General features: G+C 63.5%; 17 protein-coding genes. 9 read left to right on the forward strand and 8 right to left on the reverse strand.

Annotated features, from left to right (window positions below; translation table 11 throughout):
* Positions 1-154 precede the first annotated feature (154 nt).
* Both ABIB49_RS03360 and ABIB49_RS03365 read left to right on the forward strand, forming a co-directional pair.
* A complete protein-coding gene (locus ABIB49_RS03360) occupies positions 155-1,372 on the forward strand; it encodes an NRAMP family divalent metal transporter (protein ID WP_282360235.1) in 1,218 nt (405 codons plus the stop codon).
* The gene (locus ABIB49_RS03365) at positions 1,372-2,199 is read left to right on the forward strand and encodes a putative hydro-lyase (protein WP_354156688.1); all 828 of its coding nucleotides are present in this window, start codon (positions 1,372-1,374) and stop codon (positions 2,197-2,199) included. The genes ABIB49_RS03360 and ABIB49_RS03365 overlap by 1 nt, the downstream gene beginning before the upstream one ends.
* 488 nt (positions 2,200-2,687) lie before the next feature.
* Here the strand turns inward: ABIB49_RS03365 and arr are convergent, their stop codons facing one another.
* The gene (arr, locus tag ABIB49_RS03370; RefSeq protein ID WP_354156689.1) at positions 2,688-3,110 is read right to left on the reverse strand and encodes an NAD(+)--rifampin ADP-ribosyltransferase; all 423 of its coding nucleotides are present in this window, start codon (positions 3,108-3,110) and stop codon (positions 2,688-2,690) included.
* A gap of 341 nt (positions 3,111-3,451) precedes the next feature.
* Positions 3,452-3,670 (reverse strand): hypothetical protein, encoded by a 219-nt coding sequence (locus tag ABIB49_RS03375; RefSeq protein WP_354156690.1) that lies wholly within the window; start codon positions 3,668-3,670, stop codon positions 3,452-3,454.
* Positions 3,671-3,702: 32 nt separating this feature from the next.
* On the opposite strand from ABIB49_RS03375, the gene ABIB49_RS03380 reads away from it, so the two are divergent.
* Positions 3,703-4,038 (forward strand): DUF1016 N-terminal domain-containing protein, encoded by a 336-nt coding sequence (locus tag ABIB49_RS03380; RefSeq protein WP_354156691.1) that lies wholly within the window; start codon positions 3,703-3,705, stop codon positions 4,036-4,038.
* On the forward strand, positions 4,014-4,448 hold the full coding sequence (locus ABIB49_RS03385) for a PDDEXK nuclease domain-containing protein (protein WP_354156692.1): 435 nt from the start codon (positions 4,014-4,016) through the stop codon (positions 4,446-4,448). The genes ABIB49_RS03380 and ABIB49_RS03385 overlap by 25 nt, the downstream gene beginning before the upstream one ends.
* 17 nt (positions 4,449-4,465) lie before the next feature.
* Here the strand turns inward: ABIB49_RS03385 and ABIB49_RS03390 are convergent, their stop codons facing one another.
* From ABIB49_RS03390 to ABIB49_RS03405, 4 genes are all read right to left on the reverse strand, one after another.
* Positions 4,466-5,026 carry a hypothetical protein gene (locus tag ABIB49_RS03390; protein ID WP_354156693.1) on the reverse strand — a complete coding sequence of 187 codons (561 nt, stop codon included), beginning with the start codon at positions 5,024-5,026 and terminating at the stop codon, positions 4,466-4,468.
* A gap of 210 nt (positions 5,027-5,236) precedes the next feature.
* On the reverse strand, positions 5,237-5,596 hold the full coding sequence (locus ABIB49_RS03395) for a DUF898 family protein (RefSeq protein ID WP_282360241.1): 360 nt from the start codon (positions 5,594-5,596) through the stop codon (positions 5,237-5,239).
* A 131-nt stretch (positions 5,597-5,727) separates the two neighbouring features.
* A complete protein-coding gene (locus ABIB49_RS03400; protein ID WP_354156694.1) occupies positions 5,728-6,399 on the reverse strand; it encodes a DUF4352 domain-containing protein in 672 nt (223 codons plus the stop codon).
* Between the two features lie 45 nt (positions 6,400-6,444).
* Positions 6,445-7,098 carry an Rv1352/Rv1906c domain-containing protein gene (locus tag ABIB49_RS03405; RefSeq protein WP_354156695.1) on the reverse strand — a complete coding sequence of 218 codons (654 nt, stop codon included), beginning with the start codon at positions 7,096-7,098 and terminating at the stop codon, positions 6,445-6,447.
* A 235-nt stretch (positions 7,099-7,333) separates the two neighbouring features.
* On the opposite strand from ABIB49_RS03405, the gene ABIB49_RS03410 reads away from it, so the two are divergent.
* The 5 genes from ABIB49_RS03410 to ABIB49_RS03430 all read left to right on the forward strand — a co-directional run bounded on the left by ABIB49_RS03410 (position 7,334) and on the right by ABIB49_RS03430 (position 16,062).
* Positions 7,334-9,397, forward strand: coding sequence for a hypothetical protein (locus ABIB49_RS03410; protein WP_226774539.1), 2,064 nt, complete (start codon positions 7,334-7,336; stop codon positions 9,395-9,397).
* The gene (locus ABIB49_RS03415; RefSeq protein ID WP_354156696.1) at positions 9,397-11,025 is read left to right on the forward strand and encodes a class I SAM-dependent DNA methyltransferase; all 1,629 of its coding nucleotides are present in this window, start codon (positions 9,397-9,399) and stop codon (positions 11,023-11,025) included. The genes ABIB49_RS03410 and ABIB49_RS03415 overlap by 1 nt, the downstream gene beginning before the upstream one ends.
* On the forward strand, positions 11,022-12,239 hold the full coding sequence (locus ABIB49_RS03420; protein WP_354156697.1) for a restriction endonuclease subunit S: 1,218 nt from the start codon (positions 11,022-11,024) through the stop codon (positions 12,237-12,239). Before ABIB49_RS03415 ends, ABIB49_RS03420 begins: the two co-directional genes overlap by 4 nt.
* A 66-nt stretch (positions 12,240-12,305) precedes the next feature.
* Entirely contained in the window at positions 12,306-15,530 is a 3,225-nt protein-coding gene (locus ABIB49_RS03425; RefSeq protein WP_354156698.1) for a type I restriction endonuclease subunit R, read from the forward strand.
* Between the two features lie 58 nt (positions 15,531-15,588).
* The gene (locus ABIB49_RS03430; protein ID WP_283479515.1) at positions 15,589-16,062 is read left to right on the forward strand and encodes a hypothetical protein; all 474 of its coding nucleotides are present in this window, start codon (positions 15,589-15,591) and stop codon (positions 16,060-16,062) included.
* Positions 16,063-16,089: 27 nt separating this feature from the next.
* On the opposite strand, the gene ABIB49_RS03435 is transcribed toward ABIB49_RS03430, so the two are convergent.
* Together ABIB49_RS03435 and ABIB49_RS03440 are read right to left on the reverse strand one after the other, a co-directional pair.
* Positions 16,090-16,350: a type II toxin-antitoxin system RelE family toxin gene (locus ABIB49_RS03435; protein ID WP_226774545.1), complete on the reverse strand. Its 261-nt coding sequence runs from the start codon at positions 16,348-16,350 to the stop codon at positions 16,090-16,092.
* Entirely contained in the window at positions 16,347-16,595 is a 249-nt protein-coding gene (locus ABIB49_RS03440; protein WP_142037365.1) for a type II toxin-antitoxin system Phd/YefM family antitoxin, read from the reverse strand. Before ABIB49_RS03440 ends, ABIB49_RS03435 begins: the two co-directional genes overlap by 4 nt.
* Between the last annotated feature and the right edge of the window lie 9 nt (positions 16,596-16,604).

A 16,604-nucleotide genomic window follows, 5' to 3' on the forward strand; every position in this document is an offset into this window, starting at 1 on the left:
AGGTCCCTCGAACGCTGAGACGCTCCCTGCTGACCACGGGCAGCCGGAGAATCGATCTTTTGTTCAACAATTCCTTGCGTAGATTGTTCAACAGTCTGTAGAGTGGCGGAAGACAATAATTGTGACGCCAGTCACCCAATCGTTGGGAACTCCCATGGAAACCACCTCCGTCAAGGCCGGCCTCAAGCCAGCCGCCCGGCGTTCGGCCCTGCTTGGCGCCATGTTCCTGATGGCCACCAGCGCCATCGGCCCGGGCTTCATCACCCAGACGACGGCCTTTACCGTCCAGCTCGGCGCCGCCTTTGCCTTCGCGATCCTGGTCTCCATCCTGGTTGACATCGCCGTGCAGGCGAACGTCTGGCGGATCATTGGCGTCTCGGGCCTGCGGGCCCAGGAGCTCGGCAACAAGGTTCTGCCCGGCGTCGGATGGTTCCTCGCCGCGCTGGTCTTCTTGGGTGGCATCGTCTTCAACATTGGCAACATCGCGGGAACAGGGCTCGGGACCAACGCGATGATGGGTGTGGATCCCAAAATCGGCGGGGCGCTGTCCGCCGTCGTGGCCATTATGATCTTCCTCAGCAAAAGGGCCGGGGTGGCCCTGGACCGGATCGTGGTGATCCTCGGGGCCCTGATGATCCTGATGACGCTGTATGTTGCGGTGGTTTCCGCCCCGCCTCTGGGTGAGGCGCTCAAGAACACCGTGATGCCGGAGAAGGTCGACTTCCTGGTCATCACCACCCTCATCGGCGGCACCATCGGCGGCTACATCACGTACGCGGGTGCCCACCGCATGCTTGACACAGGCATCACCGGCGTCGAAAACGTCAAACAAATCACGCAGAGCTCGATCGTCGGAATCCTGGTCACCTGCGTGATGCGCATCCTGCTGTTCCTGGCGATCTTCGGCGTCGTCGCCGGCGGCGTGGCGCTGACCGGCAGCAACCTGGCAGCTTCGGCATTCCAGGCAGCAGCCGGCGATATCGGCATGCGCGTCTTCGGCGTCATCCTGTGGGCAGCTTCCATCACCTCCGTGATCGGTGCGGCGTACACCTCGGTCTCCTTCGTGACGAAGTCCAGCACCAAGGCGCGGACCCGGAACCTGATCACCGTCGGCTTCATCGCTTTCTGCAGCGTCGCCTACCTGCTGATCGGCCAGGCCCCGCAGCAGCTCCTGATTTTCGCCGGCGCCTTCAACGGCCTTATCCTCCCGGTTGGTTTCGGCGTGCTGTTGTGGGTGGCGTGGCGGCGTCGGGACCTCCTCCACGGCTACGTCTACCCGAAGGGGCTGCTCATTATGGGAGTGGTGGCCTGGCTGCTGACCCTGTTCCTTGGTTATAGCTCGCTGACCAGCCTGGCGAAGCTGTGGTCCTAATGCTGCCCCGTCCGGTAACCGCGCGGCCCGCCGTCGTCTCTCCTGAAAACCCGGCTGGCCTGCTTCCGGCGGCGGCACGGTCCCTGTTCCGCGCCGGCCTCGTGACTCCCACCTCCGGCTGGAGCAGCGGCTACGCGCAGGCCAATCTGATAATTGTTCCCAAGGCGCAGGCGTTCGACGTGCTGCTGTTTGCCCAACGCAACCCTAAGCCGTGCCCTATCCTGGGCGTCCTGGACGCCGGGGTGACCTCCGGAGCGCTGCTCGCCGGCGGCGATATCCGCACCGATGTGCCCAAATACGTGGTGTACAAGGACGGCGTGAAGGTCGACGAACCGACCGACATCACGGACCACTGGCGCGATGACCTCGTTACGTTCATTGTGGGGTGCAGCTTCACCTTCGAATCGGCCCTGCAGGACAACGGCATCCGGGTGGCGCATATCGACCAGGGCACGAACGTGCCCATGTACCGGACGTCGGTTCGCTGCGACCCGGCCGGCACCATGGCCGGGCCGCTGGTGGTCTCCATGCGCCCCATGCCGGCATCCCAGGTGGCCGACGCCGTTCGGATCACCTCCCGCTATCCGGCCGTGCACGGCGCCCCGGTCCATGTCGGCAACCCCGCAGAACTTGGCATCGCTGATCTGGGCCGGCCGGACTTCGGCGACCCGGTCCGCATCCCGGACGGCCAGGTACCGGTCTTCTGGGCATGCGGGGTGACTCCGCAGGCAGCCGTGATGGAATCAAAACCTGCACTGGCCATTGGACATGCTCCGGGGCACATGCTCATTACGGACGCACGCGATACGTCCTACCAGGTCCCGTAGGCCAGCGGACTACGAGCTCCGAGCTCCGAGCTGGACTGTTGACGGCGGTCCGCCGGAATCCCAATTCTCCCGAGGGCAGCTGGGCTCAGCGTCGAAACTCGCCCGGCCGCAATTCACGCTGATGATCGCGTAGCTACGATTCGCCGAGCGCAATGTCATCGCCGGGTTCTGCTAGTCCAGAACTTGAAGTGCCAGAACTTGCAGTGATCGGAGGTTGTGGCCTGTTTCCTTGGCCCGGGAAGTTACGTCTGGGAAGTAGACGTCTGGGCGAAGAGCCGTGCCGAAGCCCGCGATGCCGCGCCTCGTTCATCCGAAGCCGTCTGCACGCAATGTCGACACTCGTCTGCACGACCCACGATGTGTCCGTGCCGGGAGCCTTGGGTTCTTGCGGGCACCGTCGTCGCTTTGGGCGCGCAACACTTCGCAGGTGGCGCGCTTATCCAAGGTGCTATCGCTTACGATGACGCGCATCTCGCCAGTGTGAAGCATCAGTTGATGATTTCGCCCCGCTCGCTCGAGAGCAGCACCGATAGCCGTTCCCGCCACGTCTGCAGCTGTTCGGGTGTCAGTCTGGCCCACTCGGTGATCTCGCCGCAAATCCGCAACGGGTCTCTGCTCCGGTACGACAGGGTGGGGTTACCAGGGAACTTCTTGTCGGTCACGTTGGGGTCGTCCTCGAACGCTCCGGTGGGCTCGACCACATACACCCGTGGAGTCGTCGCGCCCTCTGCAAGTTCCGCGGCGATTTCCGCTGCGAGGCCGGCGCCGTCGGCACGAGCTGTGAAGTAGATATGGTTCATCACGATCTCGGGGCGGTAGTTCGATCGGTTGCCCGATGTGAGCAAATCGCCCACCTTCAAATCCGCGACCGTGCCATGGAAAAAAGGGCCCTCTTCGAGCGGTCTGGACACCTGGACTCCTTCTGTTGGCATACTCAACCCCGCGAGTATGCCACGTCAGCAGTCCCTTGCCGCAAGTCCCCCTCAGCGCTTTATCCTGAGAGTAGTGGAGGTACAACCTGCATTGCAGCGAGGAACACTACTCCGCAGAAGATGTTTGCTTAGCGCGAGGTCAGGACGCCTTGTTGGCGCCACACGGCGACACGCACGCACGAGGACGCTCGGTAAGGAATCGCTCACCGGACACAAGGATCCCGGACGTTTGATGATCTCAGCGAAAAAGCACCGAATCCGAGATCTGTTGCGCGGCTTGTTCCGGTGTGCGGTATGGGGTGTCGATGACCTCGGCTTCATCATGCGGCCAGGTTTGAGCTGCCTGGGCGTCCGGTTCCAGGTACGCGAAGCAGACTGTTGACGGGCCGAGGTGCGACCGCCACTGCGGCGGCGGAGGGGGCAGCCAACGACGGCGCCTCCGCCGCGGTCACGTCGCTGGCTTCCTTGGTTCCACCGGAGCAGGACCCCAGTGCACTGCCGAGCAGCAGCACGCCGGCGGGGATGAGGAAGCGCTTCATCTTGAAGAACCGCTTAGTGTGCGGTTAGCAAGGTGGTAACAAGCCTTTCTGCTGGCGTCCGTGCATCGTTTCCCTACGCCTCGGGCTTCTCGCCACGGAACCCCCGCTTCATGAAGTCCTTCGCTCAGGAGTGGCCGGACTTCCCAATGTTGCATCAGCCTGTTGCAACATTGCCTTGGGGCCACAACGTCATTCTTGTGGACAAGCTCAGCGACGCTGAGACCCGGCTCTGGTACGCAAGGTCCGCCGTCGACAACGGTGCTCCCGGAATGTTCTGTCTCATCACATTGAGACCAGACTCGACGAGCGCACGGGTAATGCCGTCACCAACTTTACGCAGACTTTGCCGCCAGCTGAGTCGGACCTAGCCCAGCAGGCATTCAAGGACCCTTACGTCTTTGACTTCCTGTCGCTGACAGGCCAGCAGAATGAGCGTGGGTTAGAGGATCAGCTGATTGGCCACGTGGAGAAGTTCCTCCTGGAAGTTGGCCAGGGTTTCGCCTTTGTGGGACGCCAGGTGCAATTGATAATCAGCGGTGATGAATTCTTTGCCGATCTGCTCTTCTGCAAGTTCAAGCTCAGGTGCTTTGTGGTGGTCGAACTGAAGGCAACGGCGTTCAAGCCGGAGTATGTGGGCCAGATCAATATGTACATGTCTGCGGTGGACGATCTGCTGGGCCATGCGGAGGACAAACCCACCGGATTCAACTCAAGCCGCTCATCTTTTTGCCCTGCCTTGAACAACTGCCCGGTGTGCGGCCCATGGAACTGCTTTTGAGATCTGGTCGTCGTGATTCAGACGCCCGATTCGCTGAATGCGCCGACGATAATCGTTTCGAAGGCCTCGCGCGTACGACGATTCTCCACATTCTCGGCGACGCGAGGGGCAAGTTCGGCATGCATTTCCTGAATCGCCATATGGAGGTCGTCGCTGCCGGGGTCAAGGCTTCGGTACGGCGCCGCGTGGACGTCCATATTGATGAATTCAGCGAGTAGTGCTTCCGTCAACACCTGGAGTACCAGGACGGCTGCCTGCGCTCCGAACTCGGCCCCGATCCTTGCAGCGGCAAGGCCGGGTCCCTCACCCGCGGACAGAGTTGCCCAGCCGTCACTCAGAGGAAGGGCTTCGACCTCACAAGGGCTCAGACCCGAATCCTCCACAGGAAGGGAGAGCTGCCCAACGCAGTGCCGCCAGTCCGCGGTATACGTCAGCCCGTCCTGATCGACGCCCGCAACGACGACCGGATACATACTCAGCTCCAGCATCGGCAGACCGTGCTCATCTACTCCGGCGACGACGAGTTCCATCGCGAAGCTGCCGTCAACGTGCAGGTGGTTCTCTTCGTACATGTTCATGGTTTTGACCTTTTATAGGTTCGGAGTGGCTTGAGACGCGAGAAGACCCCCGCCGGCGATGCCGTGCGGAGGTCTTCTCCTGATGATGCGATTGTGTTCCGCATTGCGCTACAAATGCAAGAAAGCTTGTCTAAGACAGTCTCAATGTGGTGCAACTTCCGTTTCACCGCCAAGCCACGCAGGGGCCGCGCCCCGGGAAACACATACTGACTAAGCGAAGACGGTCTTTTCGACCTTCCACTGCATCAGTCGCGGGTAGACCCAGAAGGTGTAGATGCCCAGCGTGATGATGCTCAGGAGCGCCCATTTGATCCACAGTCCGAAGATGCCCCACCCGGTGCCGACGAAGAGGAGCTGCCGGCCGTGAAGATAGGTGTTCTTGGCCCGCCATCGCTCCACGAGGACAAGGGCGAACGGGTAGCAGATTCCAATGGTGCAGATCGTAATCAGCACGCCGAGAATCTGGGTGCCGAACCAGGATGCGGCCCCGCCACGGAACTGATAGATCTGGGCCACAGGGACGGCCCCGGCGCCGCTGGCCACTATGGTTCCGGCGTCTGCGGCGGGCATTTGCCCAGATGGCGAAACGTGCTCTTTGTTGATGCTCAAGGAATCCCCCAATTGATAACGCGAAAGTGAACAGTTGAACTGTAAGGGTCGAGAGGGAGCCGGGCACCCCCGGACACGGCTCCACAGTTGCACTACCCCGGGATCTGGATCCGTGCGGCTTCCTGCATCAGCGGGGTGGAGATCATCACGGTCGAAGCACCGGCCGCGGTGTCGAAGGCAATGAATCCCCGGGTCTTGTCACCCGGCAGAACGTCGCCGGAACCAAGCTGGTTGTCCGCGAAGAGGTTCAGATCGGCTTTTCGCCCGTTGGAGTCCTTGGCCGAGAAGTAGAACGGGTTGGAGCTGGTTTTGCCCGTCTCCGTTTCCCACAGGACGTCCAGGAGCAGGTAGCTTCCACTCTTGGGTGCCGCCGCGAAGGCAGTGGTGGTGACAGCGTCAGTGCGGACGGCAGAGACAATCGTGATCTTCGCGACGTTGCCGTTGCCCATCTTGACGCTGAACGGAGCGCCGACGGCGGGTCCGGCAGGTGCCGCCGGTGGAGCAGGTGGAGCAACAGGGGCAGCCGGCGTTGCGGCCGGCGCAGCAGCTGCCGAAGAAGCAGGTGCCTCTGCCGCAGGAGCTGAGGTCGCGGCCGCCGGCGAGGCATCGCTGGCCTGCTTGGAGCCCCCGGAACACGAGCCCAGGGCCATGCCCAGCACCAGGACTCCGGCCGGGATAAGGAAACGCTTCTTCTTGAAGAACGGCCGCGGCTGAGGCGCTGCAAGCGCAGTGGTCAAGGGCTGTTCCGGAAGTTCGTGGGACATGTGGTGCCTTTCCAAGGTGAATGAATGATGCGAGGCGTGGAACTGTTACTGCTTTTCCCATTTGCCACAGCGGCTGGACTTGAAGTCCTGCCCGCCGGAGAGCGCCACTGAGGGCCGGCCGCCGCCGGGGAGATCGTTGTCGATAATGGTGCTGCCGTTGCTTCCGGTCGCGTAGATGCCCCAGTAGCAGGAGGAGCCGACGTCGGCAGCGGCCCGGTAGGTGCCGGCCTCAAGGTCCTTGCCGACCGTCCAGGTGCCGTCGGCGATGGTGTTGGCCGCCTTGGTCTTCTCGGCGCCGGTCACCGCCTCTTCGCGTTTTTTGACGGCCGCATCGGCGGTCTTGACGGCCGCATCGGCGGTCTTGACGGCCGCATCTGCCTTGCCAACCTCAGATTCCCTGGCCGTGAGCTTCGCTTCGCGGGCGGCATTGCCGTTCTGCAGGGTGTCGTACTTCGACTTCATCGACTGGTAGTTGGACTGAGCCGAGTCGCGCTCAGACTTCGCAGCGGCTTCCTCCCCCGCCAGCGCCAGGTAGGCGTCGCTGGACCTCGGGTCAGGCAGCGTCGTGCCGAGCACCGTTCCACCGGCCAGGAGCGCGATGGCGGCGACAGCCAGCAGGACCCTCTTCTTGCGCGCCGGCTTCAACTTCCCCAGGAACGGCGTCTCGTCCGTTCCGTGGCCCGTGACGGAGTTCAACATGATCTCGTCCTCTCTTTGCTGTAGCTACTGAGCGGCGGCGGGATACCGGTCCCCCAATGCGTGGTTCCCCGCCGCCGTCGCAGCATCGGAGGATTCCCTCGGCGCTGCAGAACCGAAGCTACGGCGGCCCTGCACCGGCACGACGAAAGACCACTGATAACCCCCCTTATCAGCACTCCAGCAGGAATGTCACCACATCCCGTTAGGCTTGGGGCGACGTCGTAAGGAGGCGCACATGACCAAAGCAGAAGCCCTGCGTATGACCCTTTCCGACGTCGCCGCACTGGCGCAGGTCCAGCGGCCCGTCGTGTCCATTTGGCGCAAACGCAGTGCCGGGTCAGCTCACCCGTTTCCCGAGCCCAGTGCGCTGGATAGCGGCCGTGAACTGTTCGACGCCGATCAGGTCGCCGGCTGGCTGGACGCTACCGGACGCGGCAACAACCCTGATGCCGTGAACGACGCCGCCGCTTTCGCCCGGATACCCGTAACGGCGGCCGGCGGCGTCGAAGGGAACACCCTGGCTGCCCTCACCGCCCTCCTGACTCTCAAGGCCATGACAGGAGCCGGGATTGGAACCCTGACCACAGCTGAACTGCTGGACGCCGCGGACGAGTGCGACCCCGATGACGGGTTTCTTTACTCGGAACTGGAGGCCCAGGGCCCGTCGCTCGCTGCTACCGCAGCGTTCGCGGACCGGCTGGTGGACAGCGCCTACAACGCACCTGCCGCCTTTGAACAGCTTCTGGCCGCCCGGTTCCGGGCGGGGCTGCGGGAGCACTCGGATACCGCCCTTACGGAATCTGCCGTGGAGCTAATCGCCGCCGCGGCGGTCGAACTGTCCGCGGTGCTGGGCGGGAGTCCCGTCTTTGCCGACTCCACCCGCGGCGGCAGCGACCTCCTGATGGGCGTCGTGCACGCTTCCGGCGAGGGTGCGCCCGTCACCTTTCTGACAGCGGACGACGACGGCGGCGCCGGCCGGCTGGTGCGTCGCCGCCTGCGCGTCCATGGTGTGGACTCCGGACAGATCCGTGTCGAGACCAGCGGCGAATTCGCCATGCATGGAGCCGTGGTCCATGTGGCGCAGTACCCATCCCCCGGCCAACCAGGCATGGACGCCACCCAGATTCTCTCCGCGGTGGAACACCTTGTCCTCCAGATGGACGACCAGCAGCGGGCGGTCATCATTGCCCCGGCACGTGTTCTCTGCGATGTTCCGCTGGCCGCCGGGGCCGCGGGTTTGCGTTCGGGGCTGCTGCGCACCGGCCGGGTACGTGCCATTGTCCGGCTGCCCCAGGGCCTGCTGCGGTCCAAGCCCCGCGAAGCGCAGGCGCTGTGGGTGCTGGGACCGTCGTTCGCAAAAGTACCGATTGCGGAACGCTGGACCATGGCGGCGGACCTCAGCGCCTGTGCCCTCACCGACGACGTGAGGCAGGACCTGGTGAGCGACATGGTCGCCTCTATGGGTAACCGCGCCACCGTGCGCGCCCACTCCTTCAGGTTTGCCCGACTGGTCCAGACCCGTCTGCTGCTGGCCGCCCGGACATCCCTCGTGGCAGCTCATCACCCCGGGCCGGCTCCGAGTTCCGGCGGCGCGGGGGCTGTCCTTCGCGTCGAGGAACTGGTGCGTCTGGTCGGAGCCGGAGGAACGAAGCCATCAGCTGACATGGCCGTTCTCCCGGGAGGTCCAGCCACGAAGGCCCAGCCCGCCGCAGTCCAGGGACTTCTGGCCGCCGGCACCCTGAAATACATCAAGGGGAACCGGATTGTCGATGCGGACCTGGCGCCGGGCGGCACCACACGGGTCCTGGGGCCGGCCGAGCTGCTCCACCCGCACACCGCCCCGGCCCGGTACATCAGCTTGCTGGAGTTCGCCGCCAGCAACCCCGGGGGCCGGCTCACCGAGCCCGGCGACGTCGTGTTCTGCACCAGCCCGCGTCCGGCGGCCACTGTTGACGCTGACGGCGGCTCCGCCGTCGTGTTCCCCGCGAGGGTGCTGCGGATCGACGCCGGGGACCCCGGCGGGCTGCTGCCCGACGTCGTCGCCGCGGACATCAACGCACTGTCCGGCAGGGACAAGGTCTGGCGGCACTGGCAGCTGCGCCGCCTGCCGGAGGCCCAGCGGGAGAAGCTTGCCGAAACGCTCGCCCGGCTGCAACATGGGCAGCATCTGGCCCGCGAACGCCTCAAACGGCTGGAGGAACTCGCTACCCTGATTACGGACGGCGTAGCGGGCGGAAGCCTCACCCTGACAGACCCCAGCACTAAGCTCGCCGAACCACAGACCGAAGGAACCCAGTAATGCCCCCGAAATTAAAGGTGGACCTCGCCCCGTCCACCATGAAGGAACTCAAGGACACCCTCTGGAAGGCCGCGGACAAGCTGCGCGGTTCCATGGACGCCTCCCAGTACAAGGACGTCATCCTTGGCCTGGTGTTCCTGAAATACGTCTCGGACGCTTTCGAGGAGCGCCGCGCCCAGATCGTCACGGAGCTGGAAGCCGACGGCCTCAATGAGGACCAGATCGCCCAGCTGATCGACGACGTGGACGAGTACACCGGCCGCGGCGTCTTCTGGGTCCCTGCCCGTGCCCGCTGGGACTACCTCGCGGAGAACGGCAAGGGCCTCGCCGCCGCGATGGGCGAGGCACCGAAGAGCATCGGCCAGCTGATCGACGAGGCCATGGACCTCATCATGGCCGCCAACCCCACGCTGGCGGCCACGCTTCCCCGCATCTTCAACCGCGACAACGTGGACCAGCGCCGCCTCGGCGAGCTGCTGGACCTGCTGAACTCGGCCCGCTTCACGGGCCAGGGCGTCAGCAAGGCCCGCGACCTGCTCGGCGAGGTCTACGAGTACTTCCTGGAGAAGTTCGCCCGGGCCGAGGGCAAGCGCGGCGGCGAGTTCTACACCCCGGCCGGCGTGGTCCGGGTGCTCGTGGAGGTGCTGGAACCCAACCGCGGGCGGGTCTATGATCCCTGCTGCGGCTCGGGCGGCATGTTTGTCCAGACCGAGAAGTTCCTGGAGCACCACCAGAAGGAGGGCTCGGACATCTCGGTCTACGGCCAGGAGCTCAACGAGCGCACCTGGCGAATGGCCAAGATGAACCTCGCCATCCACGGCCTCAACGCCAACCTCGCCTCCCGCTGGGGCGACACCTTCGCCCGAGACCAGCACCCGGAACTGACCGGGGTCAACGGCGCAGATTTCATCATGGCCAACCCGCCCTTCAACATCAAGGACTGGGCCCGTTCCGAGTCCGACCCCCGCTGGAAGTACGGCATCCCGCCCGCCGGGAACGCCAACTACGCCTGGATTCAGCACATCATCTCCAAGCTCGCCCCCGGCGGGTCCGCGGGCGTGGTCATGGCCAACGGCTCCATGTCCTCCAACTCCGGCGGCGAAGGCGAAATCCGCGGGCAGCTGGTTGAGGCGGACCTCGTCTCCTGCATGGTCGCACTGCCCACGCAGCTGTTCCGCAGCACCGGGATCCCGGTCTGTACTTGGTTTTTCGCCAAGGACAAAACCGCCGGCCCCAAGGGCTCCGTCGACCGCACCGGCCAGGTGCTCTTCATCGATGCCCGCAACTTGGGCTACATGGTGGACCGTGCCGAGCGCGCTTTATCCGAGGATGACATCGCCAAGATCGCCGGCACCTACCACGCCTGGCGCGGGACTTCCTCTGCTGTCGAGGCAGGCCTGACGTACGACGACGAGGCCGGCTTCTGCTACTCGGCCACCCTCGCGGAGGTCAAGGCAGCAGACTACGCGCTGACGCCTGGCCGGTACGTCGGAGCTGCTGAGGTAGAGGACGACGGCGAGCCGATCGAGGACAAGATCGCCCGATTGTCGAAGGAGTTGTTTGAGCAGTTTGAGGAGTCCGAGCGTCTGGCCGCTGTTGTGCGCGAGCAGTTGGGGAGGGTGTCATGAGCGAGTGGCGCGAGGTCACTCTGAGTCAGCTCGGCGAAGTGAATCGAGGACGCTCCAGGCACAGGCCTAGGTACGCCGAACATCTCTACGGTGGCACATACCCCTTCATTCAAACTGGCGACGTCAAAGCATCTGGGGGTCGAATCTCTCAGCACAGCCAGACGTACAGCGAATCTGGGCTCGCTCAAAGCCGCTTGTGGCCAGCGGGGACGATGTGCATCACCATTGCTGCAAACATTGCCGAGACAGGCGTACTCGACTTTCCTGCATGCTTCCCCGACAGCATCGTAGGATTCATTGCTGATTCAAAAGTGGTCGATGTGCGCTTCATCGAGTACGCATTCCGAACATTGAAAGCCGGTCTGCAACATCAAGCAGCGGGTTCGGGTTCGGTCCAGGACAACATCAATCTGGCGACACTGGCAAGGCTCAAGTTCTTGATCCCTGAGTTATCAGAACAGCGAGCCATTGCAGACGTCTTGGGGGCACTCGACGACAAGATCGCCTCCAACACCAGACTCATCTCGAAGACCGGCGAGGTCTTAGAGACCTCCTTCGCACTGTTGTGCGGACTCCCCCAGGAGACAATCCCGTTCAGCGAGATGGCGTCAATCACAAAGGGCGTTTCCTATAGAAGCGCTGATCTCCTGGAGTCGTCGAATGCCCTTGTCACACTGAAGTCATTTGACAGAAACGGTGGGTACTCCCTCAGAGGACTCAAGGAGTATGCCGGCCCCTTCAAACCTGCTCAAGAGGTCGCGCCTGGTGAATTGGTCGTGGCTCAAACGGACTTGACCCAAGAGGCAGAAGTGATCGGACGAGCAGTTCGCGTTCCAAGGGCCCCCGGTTATGAAAAGCTCGTCGCAAGCTTGGACCTGGCCATCGTTCGTCCGCGCCAGGACTCGCCGGTCGAATTCCTGCTCGGCGTGATGTTGCAGGGGCGCTTCAGAGCGCATTGCAGAAGCAGAACAAGCGGCACTACAGTCCTGCATCTAGCATCCGATGCAATTTCAACGTTCCAAGCACCTTTGGTTTCGCAGGACATACAGGAGAACTACGCTTCCGTAGCGCGTCCGATTCTGCAGCTTCGCGACTCGCTCGAGTACGAGATGGACTCGCTGGCATCAACCCGTGACGCTCTCCTCCCACAACTCGTGTCCGGCAAGCTGCGGGTCAGGGATGCGGAGAAAGTGCTGGAGAACGCGGGAGTTTGAGAGGTCGGACGGGCTGACCTAGCCAGCCTGTCCGACTTCGAAGCAGCATTGCACAACCACTTACGAATGACATCCGGTCCATCAGGGGGAACCACCGTGACAGCAGCACCCGCCGTAGCCTTTTCGGAAGCCGATTGGGAAGGTATGGCGCTAGACCGTTTGGCCGAGCCGCTAGGCTGGCGGCCCTTGGCCGCACAGGACATCGCTCCCGGCCGCGGCGAACGCGATTCCTGGGAAGAGCTGCTGATCCGGCCGCGGCTGCTCGCGGCCCTGCAGCGGTTCAACCCGGCGGTCCCCGTGCAGTACCTCCAGCAGGCCCTCGCGGAGATCGCCTCACCGAAGTCCAACGACGCCATCGCCGAGAACCACCGAATCCACGGCTATCTGGTGGATGGCTTCCGGCTCAGCTACATCGACACCGACGGCACCGAGGTCAACCCCACCATCCGGCTGCTCAGCACGGACCCTGACCAGAACGACTGGCTCGCCGTCAACCAGGTCACCCTCATCCAGGGCGACTACAAACGCCGTTTCGACCTCGTGCTCTACTGCAACGGCATGCCCGTCAGCATCATCGAGCTCAAGAAGGCTGGCAGCGCCACGGCCGACGTCGCCGGCGCGCACGCCCAGCTGCAGACCTACCTGCGCGAATTCCCCCTGGCGTTCCGCTTCTGCGTCTTCACCCTCGCCTCGGACGGCATCGACGCCAAATACGGCACGCCGTTCACACCCCTGAACCACTTCTCCCCCTGGAACGTCGACGACGACGGCGTCCCCCTGACGCCGGGCTATATGGAAGACGGCGAAGCCGTCACGGCGCTGGAAACCGCCCTGCACGGGCTGTATAACCAGGACCGTTTCCTGCAGCTCCTGCAGAGCTTCACCGCGTTCGACGGCGGCTCCGACGGGCTCACCAAACGCATCGCCAAGCCGCACCAGTACTTCGCCGTCACCAAGGCCGTGGGCAGCACCGTTCAGGCCGTGGAGAGCAATGGCAAGGCCGGCGTCGTCTGGCACACGCAGGGCTCGGGCAAGTCGATGGAGATGGAGCTCTACACCAACTTGGTGGCCCGGCACCCCCGGCTGAAGAACCCCACCGTCGTCGTCATCACGGACCGCAACGAACTCGACGGGCAACTGTTCGAGGGCTTCTCACGTAGCCTCCTGCTGGCCGAGTCGCCCAAGCAGATCAAGAAGCGCTCCGAGCTGCGCGAGGAACTCTCCAACCGCACCACCGGCGGCATCTACTTCACCACGCTGCAGAAGTTCGGCCGCAGCAAGGCCGAAAAGGATGCCGGCACCGACCACCCGCTGCTGTCCGACCGGCGCAACATCATCGTGGTGGTGGACGAGGCGCACCGCAGCCACTACGACGACCTCGACGGCTACGCCCGGCACCTGCGCGACGCCCTGCCGCACGCGACGCTCATCGCCTTTACCGGCACCCCGATTTCCTTCGATGATCGCAACACTCAGGACGTCTTCGGCGACTACATCGACGTCTATGACCTCTCCCGGGCCGTGGAGGACGGCGCCACCGTCCCCGTGTACTTCGAGCCCCGGTTGATCAAAGTGGGGCTGGCCTCGGAGGTCACGGAAGAAATCCTGGACCGGGCCGCCGACGAGGCGACCCTGGGCCTGGACGACACCGAGCGGGCGCGGATCGAGGCGAGCGTCGCCGTCGTGAACGCCGTCTACGGCGCGCCGCAGCGGATCGCCGCGCTGGCCGCCGACCTGGTGGCGCACTGGGAGAACCGCAGCGCCCGGATGCACAAGTTCATCGAGGCGCCGGGCAAGGCCATGATCGTCGGCGGCACGCGGGAAATCTGCGCGAAGCTGTACACCGCGATCGTGGAACTGCGGCCGGACTGGCACTCGGATGACCTAGGCAAGGGCAAGATCAAGGTGGTGTACTCGGGCAATGCGACCGATGGGCCGCCGGTCTCGGACCATGTGCGCCGCGACTCGATGAACGCCCAGATCAAGGAGCGTCTCAAAGACGTGGATGACGAGCTGGAGCTGGTGATCGTCAAGGACATGATGCTCACCGGCTACGACTCCCCTCCCCTGCACACCCTGTATCTGGACCGGCCGCTGAAGGGCGCGCTGCTCATGCAGACCCTGGCCCGGGTGAACCGCACATTCCGCGGCAAGGATGACGGGCTGCTGGTGGCGTATGCGCCGCTGGCGGAGAACCTGGCCAAGGCGCTAGGCGAGTACACGCGCTCGGACCAGGACAAGAAGCCGGTAGGGAAGAACATCGATGAGGCTGTCGGCCTGACGGTGTCGATCGTAGATTCGCTGCGTGCCCTGCTCGCCGGGTACGACTGGAAGGCGGTGCTGATGAAGGGCGGCAACAAGGCGTTTCTGAATGCCGTGACCGGCGCGGTGAGCTATCTGCGCAACCCGGGCACACCCGGTAACCAACCAGCCGACGGCGAGGAGTCGATCGCCGCCCGGTACCGCAGGTTCTCCAGCCAGCTGTCCAGAGCTTGGGCTCTGTGCTCAGGGTCGGAGACGCTGGCCGAGCTGCGCCCGGAGATCCAGGTTTACGAGGAGATCCGGGTCTGGATGGCGAAGTACGACGCCGCCGACCGGCAGGCCTCTGGCGAGCCGGTGCCTGAGGACATCCAGCGGCTGCTGGGCGAACTGATTGCCTCGGCCACTTCGTCCGGCGAGGTCCTCGACATCTACGAGGCTGCCGGCATGCCGAAGCCGTCATTGGATGACCTGACACCGGAGTTCATCGCCAAAACCCAGCAGGCGCGGAACCCGCAGCTGGCCATCGAGGCACTGCGCAAACTGATTTCTGATGAGACCGTTGCCACGACGCGGACCAACGTCATCCGGCAGCGGGCGTTCTCCGAACGCATCACCGAGCTAATGAAGAAGTACACCAACCAGCAGTTGACGTCGGCGGAGGTCATTGCGGAACTGGTGGAACTGGCCCGTGAAGTGGCAGCCGAAGCCAACCGCGGCGCGCACTTCACTCCCCCGCTGAACTCGGACGAACTGGCCTTCTATGATGCCGTGGCTTCAAATGAGTCGGCGGTGGAGGTACAGGGCGAAGGCATCCTGGCCGACATCGCCCGCGAGCTGGTGTCGGTGATGCGCCGTGACGTCCGGACTGACTGGACCGTCCGCGACGACGTCCGGGCCAAGCTGCGCTCCTCGATCAAACGGCTCCTGGTCCGTTTCGGCTACCCGCCGGACAAGCAGCCCGAGGCCATCAAGCTGGTCATGGAGCAAATGGAGTCGATGGCCCCGCGGTTTGCGGAGGCCCGTGGCTAACCGCACCGGAGTTTCCGCCGTCAGGCGGTCGCAACAAACAACACGAAAAAATGGGGAAATGACTACTTACGAAACATCCACTGGAAACGCGATGCCGGAGGTACCGCCGACTCCGGACCACGAACCGCAGCTAAAGTCCAAGAGGCTGAAGTTAGCGAAGCTCCGGTCGGCCAACGGCGCCCGGATCATTTTGGGGGCGCTGCTGGGTCTGCTGATGATCATCACATGGATCGTCAACAACCCGGCCTTTCAGAGTGGCAGCAGCCCTTCCGATTGGAAGTCCGGGCTCAGCGCAGCCGATCTTAAGAACACCATGAACAACGGCGAGACAAAGGGCGCACCGCAGCAGACTGTTGTCAACGGTTGGTACGCCAATGACATCGCCGCTGTCACTGCCGCGCAGAACACGTATATTGCGGCGAGTTCCGCCAGGAATGGGAATCTTTTGATGCTGCTGGGGATTGGAGCGGCAGGCGAACTGATCATCCGTGGTGCGGAGCGCGCACGCATCAACCGCCGAGCTACCGCGTAGCGAAGGTCGCCTGCACGTCGCCGGAAGTCACTTCTGGTAGACGTCCCGACGGTGCCCGAGGTTTACGACCACTACCAAGAGCACGTCGTCCTGGATGGTGTAGATGATCCGGTAGTCGCCGACACGGACCCGATACCCGGGACGGCCGCTCAAAGCAATTGCTTTGGGCGGCCGTGGGTCTTGGCCTAGCAGCGCGATCGCACCTTGAATGCGTTCTTTATCCTCGGGATGAATTTTTCTCAGTGCGCGGATGGCGGCAGGTCTAAGCTCAATCCGGTAGGGGCTCATGCCCAGCCCAGATCCGCCTTCACTTGTACCCAGGGAATGTTCTCGCCTTCTTCCGCCATTGCGGCATCAAACGCCGCAATGTCCTCGACTTCTTCCAAAGCATCAAGCATCTGCTCATATCGCTCAGGCGATACTAGAACCGCCGCCCGATGTCCGCGGCGTTCGATAAATACCGGCTCAGACTCGGCCTTCTCGATGAGCTCCGGCAAGTGTGATCGCGCGTCCGTGATGTTGATGGTCGACATGCAACAAAT

Origin of the sequence: Arthrobacter sp. UYCu512, from assembly GCF_040547075.1 — a bacterium.
In the GTDB taxonomy this organism is placed as follows: domain Bacteria; phylum Actinomycetota; class Actinomycetes; order Actinomycetales; family Micrococcaceae; genus Arthrobacter.